The 20,624-nt window shown below is 70.3% G+C and carries 14 protein-coding genes and 1 pseudogene; 3 read left to right on the top strand and 12 right to left on the bottom strand.

Annotated elements, in window-relative coordinates; translation table 11 throughout:
- Nucleotides 1–627: 627 nt before the first annotated feature.
- A complete protein-coding gene (locus ABWV20_RS19075; RefSeq protein ID WP_353358029.1) occupies nt 628–1,200 on the bottom strand; it encodes a dihydrofolate reductase family protein in 573 nt (190 codons plus the stop codon).
- A 192-nt stretch (nt 1,201–1,392) separates the two neighbouring features.
- Here ABWV20_RS19075 and ABWV20_RS19070 point away from each other — a divergent pair, with 192 nt between their 5' ends.
- The 3 genes and pseudogenes from ABWV20_RS19070 to ABWV20_RS19060 all read left to right on the top strand — a co-directional run bounded on the left by ABWV20_RS19070 (nt 1,393) and on the right by ABWV20_RS19060 (nt 5,128).
- Entirely contained in the window at nt 1,393–2,667 is a 1,275-nt protein-coding gene (locus ABWV20_RS19070) for an MFS transporter (RefSeq protein WP_353358027.1), read from the top strand.
- Nucleotides 2,668–2,736: 69 nt separating this feature from the next.
- Nucleotides 2,737–2,934, top strand: a pseudogene (locus ABWV20_RS19065) (DUF6220 domain-containing protein); the annotation flags it as partial.
- A 247-nt stretch (nt 2,935–3,181) separates the two neighbouring features.
- Nucleotides 3,182–5,128 carry a multicopper oxidase family protein gene (locus tag ABWV20_RS19060; protein ID WP_353358025.1) on the top strand — a complete coding sequence of 649 codons (1,947 nt, stop codon included), beginning with the start codon at nt 3,182–3,184 and terminating at the stop codon, nt 5,126–5,128.
- Here ABWV20_RS19060 and ABWV20_RS19055 read toward each other — a convergent pair.
- The 11 genes from ABWV20_RS19055 to ABWV20_RS19005 all read right to left on the bottom strand — a co-directional run.
- Nucleotides 5,119–5,802, bottom strand: a complete 684-nt coding sequence (locus tag ABWV20_RS19055; RefSeq protein ID WP_353358023.1) for an AraC family transcriptional regulator — start codon at nt 5,800–5,802, stop codon at nt 5,119–5,121. The two genes, ABWV20_RS19060 and ABWV20_RS19055, sit on opposite strands and share 10 nt — an antisense overlap.
- Nucleotides 5,803–6,014: 212 nt before the next feature.
- Nucleotides 6,015–6,608, bottom strand: coding sequence for a TetR/AcrR family transcriptional regulator (locus ABWV20_RS19050; RefSeq protein ID WP_353358021.1), 594 nt, complete (start codon nt 6,606–6,608; stop codon nt 6,015–6,017).
- A 137-nt stretch (nt 6,609–6,745) separates the two neighbouring features.
- On the bottom strand, nt 6,746–8,095 hold the full coding sequence (locus tag ABWV20_RS19045) for a TIGR02679 family protein (RefSeq protein ID WP_353358019.1): 1,350 nt from the start codon (nt 8,093–8,095) through the stop codon (nt 6,746–6,748).
- A gap of 7 nt (nt 8,096–8,102) precedes the next feature.
- On the bottom strand, nt 8,103–12,284 hold the full coding sequence (locus ABWV20_RS19040; RefSeq protein ID WP_353358017.1) for a TIGR02680 family protein: 4,182 nt from the start codon (nt 12,282–12,284) through the stop codon (nt 8,103–8,105).
- Entirely contained in the window at nt 12,281–13,573 is a 1,293-nt protein-coding gene (locus tag ABWV20_RS19035) for a TIGR02678 family protein (protein ID WP_353358015.1), read from the bottom strand. Before ABWV20_RS19035 ends, ABWV20_RS19040 begins: the two co-directional genes overlap by 4 nt.
- Complete coding sequence (locus tag ABWV20_RS19030) at nt 13,570–15,156, bottom strand: TIGR02677 family protein (protein ID WP_353358013.1); 1,587 nt, start codon at nt 15,154–15,156, stop codon at nt 13,570–13,572. The genes ABWV20_RS19035 and ABWV20_RS19030 overlap by 4 nt, the downstream gene beginning before the upstream one ends.
- A gap of 332 nt (nt 15,157–15,488) precedes the next feature.
- On the bottom strand, nt 15,489–16,160 hold the full coding sequence (locus ABWV20_RS19025) for a hypothetical protein (protein ID WP_353358011.1): 672 nt from the start codon (nt 16,158–16,160) through the stop codon (nt 15,489–15,491).
- A 130-nt stretch (nt 16,161–16,290) separates the two neighbouring features.
- Entirely contained in the window at nt 16,291–16,977 is a 687-nt protein-coding gene (locus ABWV20_RS19020) for a hypothetical protein (protein WP_353358009.1), read from the bottom strand.
- Between the two features lie 128 nt (nt 16,978–17,105).
- Nucleotides 17,106–18,526 (bottom strand): IS3 family transposase gene (locus ABWV20_RS19015; protein ID WP_353358031.1). Its coding sequence is split into 2 segments (ribosomal slippage): nt 17,106–18,178 and nt 18,178–18,526, totalling 1,422 coding nucleotides; the frame shifts between segments, so codons are not numbered across the junction.
- Between the two features lie 433 nt (nt 18,527–18,959).
- Complete coding sequence (locus ABWV20_RS19010; RefSeq protein WP_353358007.1) at nt 18,960–20,378, bottom strand: tyrosine-type recombinase/integrase; 1,419 nt, start codon at nt 20,376–20,378, stop codon at nt 18,960–18,962.
- Between the two features lie 2 nt (nt 20,379–20,380).
- On the bottom strand, nt 20,381–20,624 hold a 244-nt coding region (locus ABWV20_RS19005), incomplete at its 5' end, for a helix-turn-helix transcriptional regulator (RefSeq protein ID WP_353358005.1).

Below are 20,624 nucleotides of genomic sequence, written 5' to 3'. Positions count from 1 at the left end.
CCGACCCGCCCATGACGACACCGTCCTGACCACCCAGCCGACGACGGCGCAACCCGAGGAATCCGACGTGGAACACCCCGACAGCGAGGTCGGGCGATCACCCACGCCCCCACACGACCCTCAGCCCGCGGAAGGCATCACGCCGACAGCCGAAGGCTCATCGGTGGATCGAGGCTTAGGTCGGACGCCTGCCAGCGACCGGGCGCGATGGCGCCACCCCGAGATTCAGGCCGTCAGTGGCCGGAGACGTCGCCTGCACTCCCTTCGCTATCGACGAGGCGGTCGCACAGATCGAGGGCCACGCCCACGAGATCCAGGGTGGCAGCGGCGACCGTCGTGTCATCGCAGTCGGTGGCGCCACACGATCGCCAAGCTCGAAGGTTCGAACCCGTCACCTGCCACGTAGTGCTCCGAGAGGCCCTGACCAGCGAAAACGCTGGCCAGGGCCCTCCCTCGTATAAGCCCCTCGTGGGCTTTTCCGGGAAGTGATTCCGAAGGGGGCACGCGGGGTCCTGACGTGCGGAAACGTGCACGCGCTCCGGGCTCGTGGGGACTGGTGGGGAAGTTGACGCTCCGCGCGCCGGGACAGCCGCAGCCACGGGTCGCTGGCCTGCGCCACGCGGAGGGTCATGAGCGACGTGGTCGGGCGGTTCCCTCGTCCGGCTGTGGGAAGCCGTACGTCAACGAGACGCTTCCGCTCTTGTAGGCACGGGATGCGCGCAGCCCCAGGTCGAGAGCTGAGCCGGCCGCGTCGAAGAGTCGCCGGCCGGAACCGACGAGAACCGGCTGGACAAAGAGACGGAGCTCGTCGACGAGGCCGGCCACCAGCAGGGTGCGGAGAAGCTCGGTGCTCCCGTTGAGTGTGATCGCCCCTCCGGGGCCCTGCTTCAGGCGTGCCACGGTCTCGACGATGTCACCATCCAAGACGGAGGTGTTGTTCCAGGTGAGGCCCAGGGGAGCGCTCGTGGCGACGAACTTCGGCGTCTCGTTCATCCAGTCGGCATTGGGCACCTCGCTCCCGCGCTCGGGCCACGATGCGGCGAAGACGTCAAACGTCCTGCGGCCGAGCAGAAGGGCGTCGGACCGGGCATACAAGGCGGTTTGTTCGTCGAACATCTCCTCGTCGGGCACGACCCAGTTCTCCGGTGCCTCCACGACCCCGTCAAGGGTCATGTAGAGCCAGGCATTCAGCTGGCGCATGGTTGTTCTCCTTCGGTGGTGTTTGCTGATGGAGAGAGACTCGCCCTGTTCGTACTGCGGGTCTTGGACGAACGTCCTCGCGCGGGCCGATCCACGCCGCGCCCGGGCGGCATATGCCGCCCTGAGACCAGGCTCGAACAGGCGGACAATCGTCCAAGCCATGGACCTGGCTGCTCTCGCACCCTAGTGCCCATGACGACGTCTCCCGCGCACTCCCGTCACGTGGTGACCCCGCGACGGGCGCTGTCCTTGGTCTACCTCGCCGTATTCGGCCTCATGGCCGGGCAGCAGATGCTGAACCCCGTCCTGCCGCCGCTCGCGCGTGAGCTCGGCCTGAGCGAGCTCGCGCTCGGCAGTGTCTGGACCGTCGGGGGTGCCGCGGTCATCGTGGGCAGCCTGCTCTGGGGTCGCATCGTCACGAGGTGGGGGCACCGGCGAGTCCTTGTCGTGTCCCTCCTTGCATCGACCCTCGGGCTGCTCGGCCTCGCGGCCGTCGCGCAGGCCGGACTGCACGGCAGGATCGCCCCCCCGGTCATCCTCACACTGATGCTGCTCAGCCGCGGACTGGTCTTCGGGTTGGCCTGGGCCGCGACGCCGGTCGCCGCCCAGTCCTACGTCGTGCACGTGACCACCGGCGAACGAGACCGTGTTCGCGGGATGTCGATGGTCGGTGCGGCCATGGGCCTCGGGCTCGCAGCGGGCCCCGCCTTCGGAGGTCTGCTCAGTCCCTCGGGCCTCCTCGTCCCGGCCTACGTCGCGCCCCTCCTGGTTGCCGCCGTCGCCGTGGCGGTGGCGCGCGGACTGAGCGGCCAGCCCGTACGGAGTTTGAACCGACCCGTCGCGAAGGTCAGCCCCCGGGACCCGCGCGTCGGCCCCTATCTGGTCACCGGCTTCACCATGCACTTCAGCCTCGCGACGATGCTCATGACCGTGGGGTTCGTCGTGCAGGACCGCTTCCATTTGGACGCGCGGGCGACGGGCAGCACCACCGGCCTCGTCATGCTCGCTGCGGCGGCGACGCTCATTCTCACGCAGGTCCTGGTCGCACCGCGATCGGGATGGTCACCCACTCGTCTGATCCGCGGGGGCGTTCTCGTCATGGTCGTGGGCCTGGTCGTCGTCACCGTCGCGCCCAGCGCACCGATTTTGGCCATCGGGGCGGCTGGGTTGGGCGTCGGCATGGGCCTCGGCGCACCGGGTTTCATGACGGCGCCGACGTTGAATGCCACCTCGGACGAACAGTGCGCCGTCGCGGGCCTGCTCGGTGCGAGCTCGGCCGTCGCCTTCATGCTCGCGCCGCTCCTGGGGACGGCCCTCTACCAGGTCGCCCCGGTCGCGCCGTATGGGCTCGGCGTGGCTGCGCTCATGGCGGTCGGCGCCTTCACCTTCCTCGACCCGACGATGCGTGCGCCTTCACCGGCTCCCGAAAGGGGGCGGCGGTCCAGCACCGTTTCCGGCCAGCAGTGAGCCGTCCATCACCGTCACTCATCGCAAGTCCGACGGAACCCAGCGATCCCACCCATAGAGGAGCCCGTCATGCTCAAGACCTTCTACGTTCTCACCCGCTTGCTCACCGTCGCCGTCGTCGTCCAGTTCTTCCTCGCCGCGATGGGTGCCTTCGACGCGGCCCCGAAGGAGGACGCCTTCTCCCCCCATCGGATGCTCGGCTACGCCATCCTGTTCTTCTCGGTCCTCATGCTCGCCCTGGCGGCACTCACCCGTATGCCGGGCAGTCTCCTCGGTGCGGCCGGTCTTGTCGCGGGGCTGGCGCTGCTCCAGCCGACCATCGCGGCGGTCGCTCGTGCCCTCGATGGCTCGGACGGCACGACGAGCCTCGCAGGCAAACTGGTGTTCGGAGCGCACGCGATCAACGCCATGTTCATCGCGATGGCCGTCGATCGCGTCGGCGTCCGCGCCAAGGATCTGGGCTCGGCCCGCGAGGGGTCCAGCAAGAACGAGCAGTTGACCGAGTCCGCGCGGCATGACGCCCGCCACGGTCATGCTGCTCGACTACGGGGTCGCCGCCGCCGGGTTCGCCGGGTGGGTGGGGGCTGGGGTCACCGGGGCCCTGGGACGTCGCCGTGCGTCGCTGGCGCTCCTCGTCGCGGCGGCAGTGGCGACGCTCGCCCGAGTCGGGACGGTCGCACTTCTCGGTGCCTTCGGGTGGTGGTTCGTCGAGGAGAAGGTGCTGCTCGTGCTGCCGTTGACCCTCGCCTCGGATCTGGCGGCGGTTATCCACGCACGCTCGGTAATCGGAGTCACAGAGGGACCGTCGCCGAGCGCGGTGGTCGCGTACTTCACTGCCGGGTCTGCCGCATTCGCCGGTCTCGTCGTCTCCTTCCTCATCGGCCCTCGCCTCACGCTCCTGACTGGGCTCGTCACCGTCGGCGCAGTGGCCCTCGCTGCAGTCGTCAGGGCACGTGCGGTACCTGCTCGGGAGAGTCACAAGGACGGCAACGGGCTCACCCGCCGCTCTGTTCTCGCGGCCGTTGGCGGCGCTGCGACGGTCGGTGTCGCCGGCGCGCTTGTCGGCTCGTCGTTCGGGTCGGCTCGGGAGGTGACGACGAGGCGTGGTCTCGCGCACGGCGCCCACGTCGGACGTGCCCGCTCGAGGCAGACGGTCTCGATCGCGGACCTGCGCGGTGCGGCCACGCCCTCGGTGACCGGTCGCGTCCGGGAGCACGTCCTAACGGCTGTGCGGGCGAACGTGCGACTTCCCTCTGGAAGAACCGTCGAGGCGTGGACCTTCGACGGCTCACTGCCGGGTCCGGCTCTCGTCGTCGACGAGGGCGACGTGCTTCGGGTGACGCTGCGCAACCGTGACATCGACCAGGGCGTCACCCTGCATTGGCATGGCTACGACGTGGCCTGCGGCGAGGACGGGGTGCCCGACCTCACCCAGCGGGTGGTCGCTCCGGGTGAGGAGTTCGGCTACCAGTTCCGGACCGATCAGGTCGGAACCTACTGGTTCCACACGCACAGCGTGTCCCACATCGGGGTGCGCAAGGGCCTGTACGGGACGCTTGTCGTCCGCCCACGAGCCACGACCCTGAGGAGGAGGGCAGCGGAGCTCGATCTGACGGTGCCGATCCACTCGCTCGAGGGCGTGCTGCTCCTTGGTGGAAGCGACGTCCGGACGTACCGCGACGCCGAGACCGGCACGCGGGTTCGGCTGCGGGTCGTCAACACCGACTCGAGCGCGCACCGCATCGCGTTGGTCGGCACGTCGTTCCGAGTCGCCGCCGTGGACGGACGTGACCTGAACGAGCCCGGCGAGGTGACGGGCCGAGCCCTGACAGTGCCCGCGGGCGGTCGCCGTGACCTGGTCCTCGACATGCCTGCCGCCGTGGTGTCTCTCGTCGTGGACGACCGGGACACCGGTGGGCTGCGCCTCGCTCCGCCCTGCAGGCGAGTGCCGGACATGAAGGCCGACACGTCAGGATGGGCTGAGCTTGACCTGCTGCACTACGGCGGGGTGTGCCCGCCACCGTTCGACGCCTCGCGTCCCGACCGCAGCTTCGAGCTCGTGCTCGACCGAGGCTTGGCGCTCTCCGACGGAGCTCCCGTCCTGGCCTACAAGGTCAACGGTGCGGCATACACCATCCCGGCCCAGGTCGTGCAGTACGGCGACGTCGTGCGGTTCACCGTCGTCAACCGCAGCCTCGAGGTGCATCCGTGGCACCTCCACGGGCACCCGGTGCTCGTTCTCTTGCGCAACGGCACACGTCCCACCGGCAGCCCGCTCCTGGTCGACACCTTCGACGTGCTGCCGGGCGAGGTGTGGGAGGTTGCCTTCCGCGCCACCAACCGTGGCATCTGGATGAATCACTGCCACAACCTCCCTCATGCGGACCAAGGCATGATGCTGCACCTGGCCTACGACGGTGTGGAGTCACCCTTTGCCGGCGGGCATGCTGGTCACGAATGAGCCGGGGACAGCGAGCTGGCACGGGGTATCCCGATGGGCGGGTCCGCGTGGCCAGAGGTGCGGTGCAGCGTGACCCGAGACCTCCAGGACGGGTGGTTCCTGAGTCCTCCGGGACTGAGTCCTCCGGGACTGAGTCCTGCGAGGTCGGCGAACTCTCGGTTGAGGTGTGGTTGGTCGGAGTAGCCCGCTTCTGCAGCCACCTCCGCCAGGCCGGCTCCGGCACCGAGGAGCCGCAGGGCCCTGTCGAAGCGGACGATTCGTGCCGCCTGCTTCGGGCTCAGTCCAACCTCCTCTCGGAACCGCTTCCAGAACTGGGTCCGACCGACCCCGTACTGCCCCGGGAGGGTGCCGATGGGGAGGTGTCCTCCCGATCGCACGATGCGACGCCAGGCGTCACCCGCGACGGGGTCAGGGCGATGCGTCGCGTCGGAGTGACGTGCGAGCCGCTTCGTCAGCATGGCGTGCACCAGGTCGAACCGCTCGGCCCAGCTCGCGGCATCGATGATGCGGTTGCGAAGCCGCTCGGCGTCGGCCCCCCAGATGTCATCGAGAGCGACGAGGGGTCGACCCAGCTCGGCGGGGTGGACGTCGAGGAGCGCTCGTGCCAGCAGGGGCGAGAGCTGGATCTCGAGACACTCGAATGTTGCACCCGAGACGACGGAACGCGGCGTCATGCCGCCCACGAGTGCGCTGGCTCGAGCGGACCCGCCCGTGGCAGTGAGAGATCCTTGGGTGCAGTCCACCGCGATGCCCAAACTCGGACGGGGCATGAGTTGGTGGCTGAAACGTGCTCCACTGCGCTCGCTGAAGCCCACGAGTCGCGTGCCCGGAACAGTGAGGTCGGGAGGCGCCACGATGACGTCGAAGTGGAAGGCCCGGTCCGTACTCACGGCCCCAACCCGATCAGCACGCTCTCGAACACGCCGGCTGCTCGCTCCAGCTCCGCGTCGACGTCCGGCGCGTGTGCGACGACGAGGGAGAGCTCGGTGAGCGCGCCGTACAGCGCGGCGGCGAGCAGGTCGGGCGAGGCCTGGGGCGGCAGCAGGCCCTCCCGCTGCATGGCCCGCACTCCCGCAACGACCAACCCCCCGAGATGCTCGTGGTCGAGTGACCGCCACTCGTCCCAGCCCAGCGCGATCGGTCCCTGCAGCAGGACGATCTCGCGGTACTCCCGCCCGCAACACATCCTCAGAAACTCGCGAGCGCCGGCGATCGCGCTCTGCAAGGGATCCGTGTCATCGGCCATCACGGCACGCATGCGGCGTGCGGCCTTGACCTGCTCGGCGCTGACGAGCTCGCGGAACAGTCCCAGCTTGCCGTCGAAGTGGTGATATAGAGCGCCCCTGCTCAGCCCGGCCGAACGCACCAGCTCCTCGGCCGAGACCTGACCGAAGCCTCGCTGGAGGAAGAGGGGCAACGCCGATCTGAGCAGCAGCTCACGAGTGGCCGCGGCGTCGAGCTCCCTCTTTGCTGTCGACATACACCGTGTATATCACATGCACTATGTATGTCACCGACCTTCCGGGGCCGGCTGGTGTGGTGAGGTGCGGGCGGCATTCGCGACGGCAGAAGCACCATCTGCGTACTACGTAGACGTATCCGTTGCACGGGGTCGAGCTAGGTCGCGCCCTCTTCGGGGGCAGCGTCGTGCAGCTTGAGATCAGCGATATGTTGGATCAGCCGGTCCAGCACGGCTTCCTCATGCACGGCGAGACCTCGTGCACGCATCGCGGGCGCCAGCTCGGGATCCCACGCCGCTTCGACCGGACTGCCGAGCAGGGCAACGCTTCCTGGCCCAGTCGTGTAGTCGTCGACGGTCATGAGCCAGGGGAGGGCCCCGAACCGGGCGACGCATTCGTTGGCGAGCGTCAGCCCGGCCCAGTCGAAGTCGCCGTGGTAGCGCAGGACGGCACCGGCGCGCCTGAGTCGTGTCAGCACTTCCACCACGACAAGGTTCGCCCGGCCCATCGTGCACACGGCGCCGAAGGAGGGCTCCGATACCGCGTCGGCGATCGCCTCCAGGGTCCGTGGGTTCTCACAGATGAGGACCGACTGGCCTGGCGCCCACTCGAGACCGGCGTCGAGGTCCCACCACGTCACGTGTCGCGGCGCAGTCCCTCGGGGCGTGCTCCGTGCCTCCGATGCGCCGTGATCGGGGGCGGGAGATCGCCGGTCCGGCTGGAGATTCCATGTGAGGCACGTCGTTGACACCCGATCCACGACGACGCCGAGGCTCTCCCAGAGGGCACGACGATCGGCTGCCCGCCGCGGCAGGCCTGCGCCGAGCCTGGCGGCCGCGGCCCGCAGCACGACGAGGGACGTCTTGGTGCCGTCGTCGAGCCCATGGGCCGACCCGGTGACGCGGGCCGCCAGCTCCGTCCGCGCCACGAGGCTCACGCCGTCGCGCGCGTGGCCCCACGATTGGTCGCCCCACAGGACACCGCACTCATCGAGGACCTCGAGAGCCGTGATCACGACAGCCGATGAATCCCGGACCCGCGTCAGGATGCCGTCCTGACGGAGGCCGTCGAGCCAGCCCTCGACCCACGGCGCAGCGGCCCCGACCTCATGCACACCGGCCGACGCGAGCCACGTGTGGGCTGCCACGAAGGGTTCGTCCCTGCGGGCCAGGTCCTCATTTCGCCGCTCCGCGCGATCGGTGAGGGGCCGTCCGGTCACCGAGCTGACCACCGCGACCACGTCCAGACCCGTCCGCGACCTCAGCCGCTCCGCGAGGTCGGGCAGGCTCAGCCGCACCGTCGCCCCGGCCACGGGTCGCCCGAGCACATCTGAGAGGGCGTGGCGTTCGCCTCGGTCGAGATCGCGCAGCTGCAGCGTGCCGCGAGGCTCCAGGCCGCGCCGCTCGAGCGCTGTCCCGACGAGCGCCCACACGCGCTCGAGCCGGTCCCCGTGGAGCCAGCCCGGCACCCCCTCCGCACCGGCAGCTCGGTCGTCCCGCGCCCTCACCGGCAGGTCACCTGCCCCCGACGTCACCGGCACCGACCGCCGTCAGCTGCTGGCCGTCCCACCTGTGCTCGAACTGCGCGATGCCGCGCTCTCCCGGGCTCCGCAGCGCCTCGTAGATCGCGAGCTCCGGCACTGTCGCGTGCGTCCCCCACAACCGTTCGCTGGTCACGACAAAGTCGAGGTCGAGGTCGACGAGCAGGCCGAAGAGCAGCGGGTGCGTGCGCGCGTCGATCTTGGGGAACGCATCGTCGAGCAGGACGAACCGGGGCGCGTGCGGCGCTGCACCGGCGAGCGATGTGAAGTGGGCGGCCGCCGCCGCGAAGAGCGGCAGGTAGCAGAGCACCTTCTGCTCGCCTTGTGACAGCGCGGACTTGCGCTGGAGGTCGCGCCACTCGCCGGTCTCGGGCCGGTGGTACTGCACGCTGAAGGCGAACCACCGGCGGTAGTCCAATGCGCGGGCCAAGTGCTCGGCATACGACTCCTCAGGCGCCTCGGTGCGCGAGGAGTCGATGAGCCGGTGCAGCGACTCGCGAAGCTCGACGCGCTCGCTCGGCAACAGCGCGCCGACCGGTGCGCCCAGCAGCTCGACCGCGCGCTTCGCGTCGGCGGCGATGTCATCGCGTTGCCGCCAGCGCAGCCGCACCCGGATGCCCTGGGACGTCGTCACCCCCTCGAGCTGGGCGTTCATCGCCGTCACCAGCTCCTCGGCCTTGATCCGCACCCCGCGCAGCGCGTCGCCGAGGTAGCCGAGCACCTGCTCCTCGAAGATCTGGCGCTCTCGCTGGCTCAGCAGCTCCTTGTTGGCCCGGACGGTCGCGCCGAGCTGGGCCTCGAGGTCGACGAGCGGGAGCTCGCCGCCCTCGCCGAGCCCGAAGGCGACCCAGGCGCCCTCGACCTTCGCGATCCGCGGCTCGAGGGTGGCCGCCGCACTCGCGACGAGGGCCTGGCTCGCGGAGACGACAGCCGTGTCGTCGGCGCGCTTGCCGTCGGGAAGCGACGCGAGGAGGGCGCGTGGGTTGTCGGGAGTCCAAGGCCCGTATGCCGCTGAGCTGGCTCCTGCGGTCGCGCTCCCGTCCGGGGCGGGCCGGGTCTCCGTATCGCTCCCCGCGCCATCGTCCACGCTGTTGCCTGCCGGCCCCAGGGCAGCGCTGATGATGCCGGGCACTCGCTCGAGGGCCAAGAGCAGGTCACGGCCCCGCGCGAGCTCGGGCGTCGCCTCGTCGAGCGCGCGCCGGGCGTTCGCGTGCTCGCTGTCGAGCGTGCCGGAGGCGCGCACGAGCTCCTCGACCCGACCGGCGTGCTTTTCGCGTTCCCGCTCCACGTCGTCACGGGTCAGGACGAGCTCGGCGAGCCGGCGTTCCAGCTCGGCGACGGAGGCACCGGCGGCGGCCCGAAGCTCGTCGAGCTCTGCTGCCGCGGTGGCCGCGTCGCCCGCGGCCCGCTCGTGGTCGGCAGCGGCCACCTCGGCTCCGTCGGCCTCATCGAGGGCTTGGCCGGCGAGGTCCTCCCAGCGTCTCAGGTCGTTGACGATCACCTCGCGGCCCACTTCGAGCTCGCGCGTCTGGATGAGCAGCGCCTGCAGGGTGCTGTCCCGACCCAGCAGGCCGGTGGCGTCGATCGGTAGGCCGTGCACCTGGCCGAGGGAGGCGAGCTCGGCCTGGGCCTTGGCGGCTGCGGACCGGGCAGCTTCGGCATGGCGGTTCGAGGCGGCGAGGTCGGCGCGGGCATCGTCCACGGCGACCGCGGCGGCGGACTCGTCGGCCCAGGCGACGGTCAGCCTCTCGTGCGACGGGAGCGCCCGTTGCCAGGCCTCGAGCCGCGCCAGCCTCGCGGTCTGCGCCTCGACCTCACTGGCGGCGGTCTCGATCGTCTCCGCGAGCGCGTCGAGCCGGGCATCGAGGACCGCGAGCCGCCGGAGCCGCTCGGCCTGCCGAGCGGTGGCCCCGATGAACTGGGCCCGCGACTTGCCCGTGCGCCCGACCATCGTCCCGACCTGCCACGTCCCGTCCCGCCCCAGGCGCATCACGGCTGAGCCGGGAGCGTCAGCGGTCGGCACCGACTCCGCGAGGCCGATTCGCGCAAGGACGGCGTCGACCACCCCGGGTTGCACGAGTCCCTTGGCGTGCGCATCCGGGCGCAGCACCGCACCCAGACCGACCCCGGCCGAGGGCGCGTCGTCCCGAGCCGTGTCGGCAGGCGGTGCGTCGCGGGTGACGAAGACGTCGTCCCGGTCACCGACGATCTCTCCGGTGGGGGTCACCCACGCATCCAGCAGGCCGCTGCCCTCCAGCGCGGCCTCGATCGCGGCGCGCTGGACAGCGTCGACGTCGTCGCAGAAGTCGACGAGGCGCCAGAAGGGGGCACCGCCTCCCGTCTCGAGCGCGGCCCGGTCGTCCCGGCGCCAGAGCGGCGGTGCCGGCCTCGGGTCCTGCTCGGCCGCAACGACGTCCCGCTCCGCCGCGACCATGTGGTGCTCGGCCTGCGCCGCGGACAGCGTCGTGCCGGCCTCGGCGCGGCGTCGCTCGGCGTCAGAACGGAAGGGAGCGACCGCGTCCGCGAGGACGGACCCGAATCGGCCCAGCGCCTCGGCCGAGAGTTCCGGCACCTCCACCGCGACGGCGTCCGGCTCAGCGGCCCACTGGCTCAGGGCCGCGCCGAGCGCGTCGCCAGCAGCCAGGACAACCGCCGTTGCCTCGTCGAGGCGGGTCTTCCGGAGGGCGACGACGGCCTCCGCGCGGGCTGCGTCCTCCTCGCGGCGATCGGCCTCGACGCGGCGTTCCTCGGTGCGGCGCCGCGCGTCATCGACGACCTTGACGGCAGCCCGGGCGACTCCGACGCGCTGCCGCAGCTCACTGATCTCAGGGACGACGGCTTCGAGCTGCCCGCTGAGCTCGGGCGTGGAATCGTCCTTCTGCCAATCGAATTCCGGCGGCGCGAGGTGCGCGGCGTGGGTCAATGCCCCGCCGATTCCGGCCTCTGTGCCTGCTGCCCTGACGGCTCGAGCCACGTCGACCCACTGGTTCGTAGCCGACGCCAGGGCTGCGCCCGCTTCCTGGGCCCGACGTTGTGACTGCGCCATTCGCTGCCGCTTCTCCGCGAGCCGGTCCGCCGCCGCCGCGGCCAGGCGGCGCCTCGTCGACAGGTGCTCCTCGAGGGCGAGGAGCTGGGCCTGCGCCCGCGCCTCAGGGCCCGCCTTGAGCTGGGCGATGCGGGCGCTCGCCTCCGCATGCCCCTCCTCGGCACGTCGCAGGCCGGCCCGGGCCGCGTCAAGCTGCTCGCCCGTCTCGGCCACGGAGCGTTCGAGCCGGCGCACGTCGCGGCGGCACCGTCGCTCGATCTCGGCGGCGCCGATGACGGCCCGGGCCCGTTCCTCGAGAATGCTGCAGGCGTAGGAGCGGTAGGTCTGCAGGAAGGCGCTGATGGCGGTTGCAGCCCGCTCCTGGCGGTCGATCTGCTCTCCGAACTCCTCGAGCTGGTCGAAGGTGTCCCCCGCAGACCGGATCGCCGACTCGTCGATCTGTGGCAGGGCCTGGACGAGCTGCTCGGCGAGTCTCTTGGGGTCGATGTCCTCGCCGACCTGAGGCTGGCGCAGCCAGTAGAGCAGACGGAGCAGGTCCTCGTACTCGTCGAGGGCGAGGCCGAAGAGCAGCTGCCCGACGTGCTCGCGGTAACGGCGCGTCGAGGTCGAGTCGAAGAAGTGCCCGTCGGGCTCGACTTCGGCCCGCAGCCGCTGCATCGTCAGGGGCCCGCCCTCGTCGGACAGGTGCAGGTCGACGCCCACGCGGCGCGGGGACGTGAAGTACCACGTCGTGGCTGTCCGGGCGGACTCGCTGGCTCGCAGCCCGATCCCGCAGGTGAGCGTCTCGGTCGAGCCGTCGTCAGTCTGCCGGGCGAACTCGACCCAGAGGTAGCCGGTGCGGTTCTGCCCTGGGTAGCCGTCGAGCATCAGCCAGAGCAGGCTCGTGTGGTGCCGTCCGGAGGCGGTGATCTTGGCCTTGTCGCCATCGATGACGTACGGCAGGAGCATCTCCAGAGTCTTCGACTTGCCGGCGCCGTTGGTGCCGCGGAGCAGGAGTCGTCCGCCGCCGAAGTCGAAGACCTGGTCGTCGTACTGCCAGACGTTGAGGATGCCTCCCCGCTGCAGCGAGAACCGCTGCACGGGAGCCGGTCTCCACCGTTCGCTGCTCATGACTCACCTTCCAGGTCGAAGAGCGACGCCTCCCCGGTGACCGAGGACTCGGCGAGCTGCGCCACCGGTCGATATCGGCAGGCCGCCGCGTGGACCTCCCACAGCTCGACGTCGCGGCTGGGCGGGCGGCTGGGAGGGTAGTCATGCTGACCGGCGTGACCCACGTCAGGTGCGGGCCGGACCAGCCCGACCGACGCGAGCAACCGCAGGCTCTCTGCCACGGCGGCAGCAGGGTCCTCGCGCTGGTCGCGCCGCAGGCCGGAGGACCACTGGGCCATGATCGGCCGCGCCATGGACTCGATCCGCTCACGCGGGATCGGCCACCAGGCGCCGCGCCCCTCGGCGCCAGAGCCGGCTCCGGCGGTGGGGCGCAGCTCGTCGACGATGGACTCCAGCAGGAGCAGGGCCAAGTGGCTCGTGCGGCCGCGACCGGGGAAGTCGAGGTCGGTCAGCTCCTCGGCTGGGTCGAGTGCCAGCGCACCCTCGGCCCGCAGTTCAAGCGACAGTCCGAGCTGGTCGAGGAACCACTCACGCTCGCGGTTGCGGTTGCGCGCCCACCACTCGGCATGGTCAGGTGCGAGGTCGCCCGTGGTGAGGATCGGCGACTCGACCAGGCGGCGCCGCGTCTCGATCCGCGCGCCTCCGGCTGCTGAGGAGATCTTTGCCGGCGCCAGCAGATCGTCGACGGTGGACATGGTCGACAGCGGTGCGGCGACGAGGAGTCCGAGCACGTCACGGTGCACGTCGAGCAACGACTGGGTGCGGTCCTCGGCCCAGTGCTCGAGGTCGCCGTCGCGTTCGCTCAGGGCGCCGAAGCGTACGAGCGCGAGCAGGGCCGCGTGCAGCGCCCGCCGCTCACCGAGCACGTCGAGGTCGACCTCGATACCGGCCTCTACCGCCGTCGCGCGCACGGCTGCGACGAGCTCGTCGACGAGCAGCTGCGACTTGGTGCGGGTCAGCGCGGCGATGGTGAGCGTGAGCAGCGCGTAGGCCCGCGGGGTGAAGGGGACGGCGGCCTTGCCACGCAGCAGCGGCCTGGAGCCGTCCCGGCCCAGCCCGGCCTTGAAGAGGCGGGCGCCCGCCGGGTCGACCGTCAGACGGTAGCCGAGCGACTCGGAGAAGAATCGGGTCAGGGCCATCCGGTGGCGCCGGATGAGCCTGAGCTCGTCGTCGTGCCCGTGACCGACCGGCAGGAGCGGCCGCCGGAGCAGCGCCCGGATGGCCATCTGCCGCTCATGCTCGTCCTGGATGTCCTCGGCGGCCGGGGGGCCAGTGCGCTCGACGGTCACGACACCCCTTCCCGGGCCTGCATCACCGGCTCGACTGCGAGCGACCGGTCGACGAGCCGCAGGCGCCCGGAGGGGCTCGTGATCACCGTGCCCGACCCCGGGGTCGTCCGGATCCGCAGGACGACGTCATGGCCCGGGATGGCCACGCTCGTGTCAGCGCGGGCACGAGCCCCCGCGCTGGGGTCGGTGGCCGCCTGGGCCAGCCCAGCGGCATACAGCTGAAGCAGGGCCTCGCGACCCGCGTCGCTGAGCCGGACCCGCTCGAGCCTGCCACGGTGCCCAGCGACCTCGGCGACGGCCCGCTGCCGCTCCTCCTCAGCCACGGCGTGCTCGTGCAGCCGTCGCGCCTTGACCTCAGTGAAGTCCTCAGGGCGTGCGGAGGCCCCGGAGATGCGTCGCTGGCCGGTCGACCGCAGCATGATGGGGATCTCGGCCCGTGGCGCTCGCGCCCATGAGGTCGTCGGCGGCACCGCGGCGTCGGACTCGCTGACCTCGAAGCCGAGGTGCCGGCTGGAGTAGAGGCCGAAGGCGCTGGCCCAGATGGCGTGCGCGGTCGCGTCGTCGGCGGCGTCGAACCACCGGGCCAGCCGGAGCAGCTCGGCGTGGCGGCCATGCTCGCGCTCGGAACTGGTCACGATGCGTCGCAGGTTGACGAGCAGCGACCGCATGGCCTCCGCGGCGAGGCGGCGTACTCCCTCGGCATCGCTCGCCCGCGATGCGCTCCCCGTGAACCAGGCGACCAGCCCACCCCAGTCGTCCGGGTCGAGCCCGGGAGCGCGCCGGGCGGCTCGCCCCTCGAGGTCGACGAGACGCTGGCCGGCGTTGGCCCGCTCGCAGAGGGCAGGGATGCGGGGGTGCAGGGCGGAGAGCACGTCGGCGATCTGTGGCATGTGTCGGGCGATCTCGTCGACGAAGCGCTGGAGGTAGTCGAGCAACGCCGTCTTGAACGCCTGGAACTCGGCCCGCTCGAGGTCGAAGCGGCTGAGCACCTGGGTGAGGTAGGTGTAGAACTCCCGCGTGCTGTGGACGAGCCGGTCGAACTGGGCGAAGACGGTGCCGATGCGTTGCGCGAGCTCCTCCGGGGCGACGCCAGAGAGGTCCTCGGGCTGCCGGGCCAGCTCACGCAGGCCCTGCAGGATGGCGCCGAGCATCTCGCTGCTGATCTCGGTGGCCGTCTCTGCGTGGCCAAGGAGCTCGTCGACCTGCCGCTGCACGAACTCGCCCCGCTGGGTGAGCTGGTAGCGCGCGCGGTTGCGCAGGTAGTCCTGCAGGCTGCGCGCCTCGGTCTCGCGCGGGCTGCGAGCGAGGTTGCCGTGCTCGACGAGGTAGGAGAGGCGCGCATCCACGGTGTCCTCGTCGAGGTCGACACCCACGTCGGCGAGCCTGGCGGTGACCTCGGCGGCCGACTGGTCGGAGAGCATGCCGGTCAGGCCCTGCGTGAAGAGGCGCATGATCGCGATGTAGCTCGCGGACTCATCATTCACGGCATACCGAAGTGCCTCGAGGCGCACCCGGTCGATCCGGGCGGCGCGCTCGTCGTTCCCGACAGAGTCGGCCACCATCGGGGAGGGCAGCTCTGGCACGCGGCCAGCGTAGACGAGCGCTCGGACACTCACTGGGCCCTTCCGAGCCATCCTGTCTCTTGTATGTATCGCGACACACGTCCTGGAGGCACGAGCGGTCGAAGTATTCGGTATTCGGTATTGACCGAACACCGAACAGGCGTGGGGATGCAAACGTGAATACCGAGTTGCTTGTGACGGCGCGCGATGACCCTGCCAGGCGGTGCCCGCTCGACAGGGGACGTCACGGCGACATTGCGCGTGCCCCCGGTGCCCGGAGCCGCCGGTTTGTCCGCGGCGGCCGGGGAGTTCTCTGCCCCGCCTGATATACCCCGCGTTCGCCTCGGTCCGGGTCAGTCCTCGCCGGTGAGAATCTCCAGGGCCGTCTCGGCGTCGATGCGATGCTGGCCGCTGAGGACGGCCCAGGAGATGTCGTCAGGTGTCAGCCGCTTGCGCAGCAGGCGAAGCCGCGATGCGTCGGAGCCAGTGAAGCCTTCACGCTCGGCGAACGGGTCGTCGATGCAGGCAAGCAGGGCCACAGCGTCGTGCAGATGGCGGTCGCGGTCTCGGGAGTCGGTCTGGTAGGCAGCGGCCTTCAAGACCAGCGCGCCGAACGGACCGGGCACCGAAATCGTGGTGACGGTGCCGGGCACGATCTCTAGACGCGCGTTGATGGTGCGTCGCAACGCCTGTGTGCCGCCCTCAATGCGGACCATGTCGCGTCCAGCAAGCCGTTCGGTGACCTTCGGGGCGTGGTGGTCGGAGATCAAGACGTCGACTACGTCCCCCAGCTCCTCGTCAGGGCGGTCGGTGACGAGGTCGATCGTGCTCGTGCCGCGGTAGAAACGGTGTGCGGTGTTGTCGCGCGGATCGACCGCCGAACGCAGGTCGTAGCCGAGGGAGCGCAGCGCGGCCGCGGTCTCGGAGGCGACGCCGCGCGAGGTCTCGATGTGCAGCACGATGTCGACATCGTTGGTCGGCCGCACGATGCCCGGGCCGTGGTGGATCGAGTGCAGCTGGGTCATCAGGCCGCCGACCAGGGTCCACTTGTCGGTCGGCAGGACGGCAGCGATCTCGGCGACGTTCGGCCACGGGTCTGGCCAGCCGCCAAGGGCGGCTGCGATGTCGACGGTGGGGCGCTCGAGGCCCGGATAATTACGGTCTGACATTCTCGCGGAACAACTCCAACCGGCTGGCCAGTAACTGCTCTCCCACGCCGCGTTCGCGCGGGTCGAGGGAGGTCGCCGCATCGACGGCGGCAAGAGTTGTGTTGAAGGCCGCGAGGTACGTGATGAAGTCAATGTCCGTGGAGGTGCGGCGCAAGGTAATGGACCCGTTGGTGTCCTCGCTTAGCCGGTGCCTGCGCACAAGGGCCGCGCTGCGGTCGGAATGGATGTAGCCGTCGATCGTCGAGTCGTCCTCGACGAGCCCGAGCCGCTGGCGACCGGGGATGACGAGTTCCTCGCGAACGCGCTCGATGACAGAGCGGTGGCCCGACCATGTCGTCACGGTTGCACGGTCTCGCAACCTGATAGCCAGCTCGGTCGGGTCGGTGATCTCGCGCAGGGTGGCACGGAGCCTGCTCGTCTGGACATCGCCGAGACCCTGCGGGGCCGCACCTGAAAGCATCGCAATAGCTCCCCAGGCGGTCTCCTCTGCCCAGGTCCGAGTCCGGCCCGAGCCGCGCTCGGCGCGGTAGCGCTCTACCGACGTGCGGTCGAAGATGCCTCGGGCGACCCTGGTGATGGACCCTGTCTGAGCGAGGACGCGGACTTGGCGCGCTTCTACGCCCAGGAGGTGGGCTACCTCCTGGCTCGTCAGGAACTCCCCCCTGATCGCCATAACAGAATATTGCCGCTTCCGGTGCTTATCTGTAAAGCGTCAGTGTGCCTTCGGAGCGGGGGGTTCTTGCACGCTCGCTGCAAGACCGCACGCCGGAACCTGTCAAGCCGGATGAGACAGCGGGTCTGTCAGGCGCTCTGTATGAGGGCCTCTCGTGAGGGCTGGTTGATCCAGGCCTCGGTGGGCAGTTTCGGCGATGCGGGTCGGCGGTGGCCGAACCGTTCGGGTCGGGCCGCGTAGGCCGCGTCGAGGGTCTCCTGGCGCAGCGCCCGCACGTCGCGGGCGGTGCCGTAGTGGACCGACGCCGGGGTGTGCAGCCCGATCCCGGAATGGCGGTGCTCGTGGTTGTAGTAGGCGAAGAACTTCTCGCCGAACGCGCGGGCGTCGGCCAGCGAGCCGAAGTTCTCGGGGAAGACGGGCGCGTACTTGAGGGTCTTGAACGCGGCCTCGCTGTACGGGTTGTCGTTGGACACCCTGGGCCGGGAGTGGGAGCGGGTGACGCCCAGGTCGACCAGCAGCTGCGCGACGGGCTTGGAGGTCATCGAGGTGCCCCGGTCGGCGTGGACCACGTCCGGGACGCCGTGCACCCCCATCGCGTGCTCGAGCATCTCCTTGGCCAGGTCTGAGTCCTCCCTTGCGGCGATGGTCCAGGCGACGACGAACCTCGAGAAGATGTCGAGCACGACGTACAGGTCGTAGTACACCCCGCGGACCGGGCCCCGCAGCTTCGTGATATCCCACGACCAGACTTGCCCCGGCTTCGTGGCGAGCAGCTCCGGGATCGTCCGCGGCGGGTGAGTCGCCTGCGAGCGGCGCTCTCCCGCAGCGTGGTTCGCGCGCAGGATGCGGTGCATCGTGGACATCGAGCACAGGTAGGTGCCCTCGTCCAGCAGCGTCGCCCAGGTCTGCGCCACGGACTTGTCGACGAACCGCTCCGAGGTGAGCACGGCCAGCACGTGCGCCCGCTCCGCCTCGGTCAGGGCGTTGCCCGGCGCCGGCCGCGGCGCCCGCTCAACCGCCGGCGCCGGCGGCTGCCGCGACCGGTAGTGCCCCGCCCTCGAACGGCCCAACAGTCGGCAGGCCTCCACCGTCGAGGTGTGCTCCGCGAGCTGCTCCACGAGGGGGTTGATCACCGCGTCGACCGCGGCGGCGTATCCGCGCTCTCGGAGAGCGTCTCCAAGAGCGCGTGTGCTTTTCCCACCAGGTCCAACGCCGCCCGCGTCCGGGCCAGCTCCGCCTCAGCCTTCGCCGCCCGCGCCGTCAACGCCTCGATCTGCGCGTCCCGCGGGTCCTTCCCGGCCCGCCCGCCGGGCGCCGCGCCCTGGCCCCCGGACCCGCCAGCCGAGCGTCGCCACTCGACCAGATGCGAGGTGTACAGGCCCTCCCGCCGCAGAATCGCACCCCGCTGCCCGTGCTCGGCGGACTCGTACTCCGCGAGGATCCGGTCCTTGTACTCCTGGGTGAACCGGCGCCGCTTCGGCCGGTCTGCTCGTGCTGCCACACCCACATCATCAACCGTGGGCAGGTCCGCCATCGTCATCGTCATCATGCTCAACCAAACTCGCCCCGTGCAGAGGGAAGGAAATCACCGACCTGTCTCACACGATCCTGACGCACAGGGCGCCTGGACGGTGGCAGTGGACATCCGGAGCGTGCTCGGCTGCCTCGCGAGGAAGCTGGCACCGGCTGGCGCCGGCGGACCCACTGTGCGGAAGCTGTGGGGAAGATCGGCGCCGGGCTGGGTGGCTGCAGACCAGCGGCCGGTGCAACGTGGGCTGTAAATCCGTCGCGAAAGCTACGAGGGTTCGAATCCTTCACCTGCCACCACGTGCTCAGAAGGGCCCCTGACCTGCGGAAACGCTCGTCCGGGGCCCTTCTGCCGTTGTCTGGCGGCGTCCGGCTGGAACCGGCTCCAGATGGCCCTTTGGGGGTGTCAGTGGGGAACTGGTGGGGAAGTTTTGCGGCTCCCCGTCCGGCGTCGGTTATGCCCGGATCCCCGCGTCTGCGGAGAGGGCCAGCTCGACCCGGCGCCTGGAGGCCTCGTCCTGGCCGACGATGCAGGAGGCGTAGACGCGCAGCAGCACGTTGACGCTGTGCCCGGCCCACTCAGCGACTTGGGTCGCGGGGACCCCGGCGTTGAGCCACAGCGAGACCGCGGCGTGGCGCAGGTCGTAGGGGCGCTTCGCCAAGGGCGAGTGGTACTCGGCGTCGGTGAGGGCCCGTTGGCGGGCCTTGTCCCAGATCCGGTAGACGATGCCCATCGACTGTGGGCTCGCGAACGGCGCGGCGACCGGGATGCCCGCTCGTCCCGCGCGAGTGACGAAGAGGCGACCCTCAAGGCCCGCGGGAAACGCTGCGATGTGTCGCCGCAGCAACGCCACCAGTTCCGGTGGCGCTGGTGTCTGCCGGGTCGCCCTCCGAGCGCGGTGCTTGAGGCTCCGGTCCTCCGTGGCTTGGCCGGTGTCGGTCCACGCGGCTCCTGTGGTCTGTGTGGAGCCGAGCAGGTGCAGAGTGCCCCAGGCGTCGGGGCTCGTCGGTAGGTCGAGGTCCCGGACCTTGAGGTGGCGCACCTCGGAGGGGCGCAGGCCGGCGTAGTAGATGCAGGCGAAGAAGGCCTCCAAGGACGGGTAGATGGCAGCGACCTCGTCGAGCAGCCTCTTGGCTTGCTGCGGGTTGACGACCACCCGTCGGTCCACCTCGTCCGTGTGCTTTGGAGGCTTCCAGGCGATCCGGTCCATGGGGTTCGCCTGTAGGGCGTCGACCTCTACGGCGTACTGGAAGACGCTGTAGAGGGCAGATCGCTTTCGGGCGACGGTGCTGGAGGAGGCCGGCGTCCCGTCCAGCTTGAGCGCCAACGCGTCGAGCACTCCCCTCAGCCTCGCTGGCTCCGCCATCTCGACGAGCGACGGCGAGTGCCGGCGAGCCCATCGAACCGTGGCCCCGTGCTCCTCTGGCGGCTCCGTGTCCTTGGATCCGGAGCGAGCTGCAGAGTTGAAGACCCAGTTTTCCAGAGCGCGGCGGACTTCCCTCGTGTCGATGCCGGTGGTGGATAGGGCTGCAACGGTGGCCGTGGTCAGGCCCTCGGCGATGCCTTTGCGGTGGCGCGGTGATGCATGCGGCCACTTCACGTCGACGAAGGCCATCGCGTGCTCCAGCCACGAGAGCTCCGGCAGCTTGTCGAGGACGCTGACGGGCTGTCCCGTCTGCACGTCGAAGGGCTCGGCCTGGCGCAGTCCCACAAGGAGCCGCGCGCGGAAGGACTCGGTCAGCTTGATGGTGTCGAAGGTCTGCTGACGGATGCCACCTGCCACCCTCCATCTGACGGTGTACGTCGTCTTCCGCTTGCCCTTGTAGCGACGTAAGCCCCACACCTGCACGTCGCGAGTGGTCCGGCCTGCCATCGTCAGGCTCGCTGCTCGAGAGACTGCAGCCAGTTCTCGAAGTCGGTGCGCCGGATGCGCAGGTCGCCGTTGGGCAGCTTGATGCAGGGCGGCGCCTTGCGCGCGGCGCGCCAGTCGTAGAACGTCGAGCGCGCGACGCCCAGCTCCTCGCATAGGTCCTTGACGCTGAGGTGCTTTGACGTTGTCGGGTTGGTGGCCATGGTGTCCTGGGGCCTGACCCTGGTTCTTGGACACGCTGAATCCAGC

Source organism: Intrasporangium sp. DVR (genome assembly GCF_040365325.1).
In the GTDB taxonomy this organism is placed as follows: Bacteria; Actinomycetota; Actinomycetes; order Actinomycetales; family Dermatophilaceae; genus Intrasporangium.
The sequence above is the reverse complement of the archived record's forward strand: the minus strand, read 5'-3'. Positions and strand labels throughout refer to the sequence as shown.

Bases quoted from the DNA above. Each gene is read 5' to 3' on its own strand.
- ABWV20_RS19075 (WP_353358029.1), bottom strand. From the start codon at position 1,200: ATGCGCCAGCTGAATGCCTGGCTCTACATGACCCTTGACGGGGTCGTG.
- ABWV20_RS19070 (WP_353358027.1), top strand. From the start codon at position 1,393: ATGACGACGTCTCCCGCGCACTCCCGTCACGTGGTGACCCCGCGACGG.
- ABWV20_RS19060 (WP_353358025.1), top strand. From the start codon at position 3,182: ATGACGCCCGCCACGGTCATGCTGCTCGACTACGGGGTCGCCGCCGCC.
- ABWV20_RS19055 (WP_353358023.1), bottom strand. From the start codon at position 5,802: ATGACGCCGCGTTCCGTCGTCTCGGGTGCAACATTCGAGTGTCTCGAG.
- ABWV20_RS19050 (WP_353358021.1), bottom strand. From the start codon at position 6,608: ATGTCGACAGCAAAGAGGGAGCTCGACGCCGCGGCCACTCGTGAGCTG.
- ABWV20_RS19040 (WP_353358017.1), bottom strand. From the start codon at position 12,284: ATGAGCAGCGAACGGTGGAGACCGGCTCCCGTGCAGCGGTTCTCGCTG.
- ABWV20_RS19025 (WP_353358011.1), bottom strand. From the start codon at position 16,160: ATGACCCAGCTGCACTCGATCCACCACGGCCCGGGCATCGTGCGGCCG.
- ABWV20_RS19020 (WP_353358009.1), bottom strand. From the start codon at position 16,977: ATGGCGATCAGGGGGGAGTTCCTGACGAGCCAGGAGGTAGCCCACCTC.
- ABWV20_RS19010 (WP_353358007.1), bottom strand. From the start codon at position 20,378: ATGGCAGGCCGGACCACTCGCGACGTGCAGGTGTGGGGCTTACGTCGC.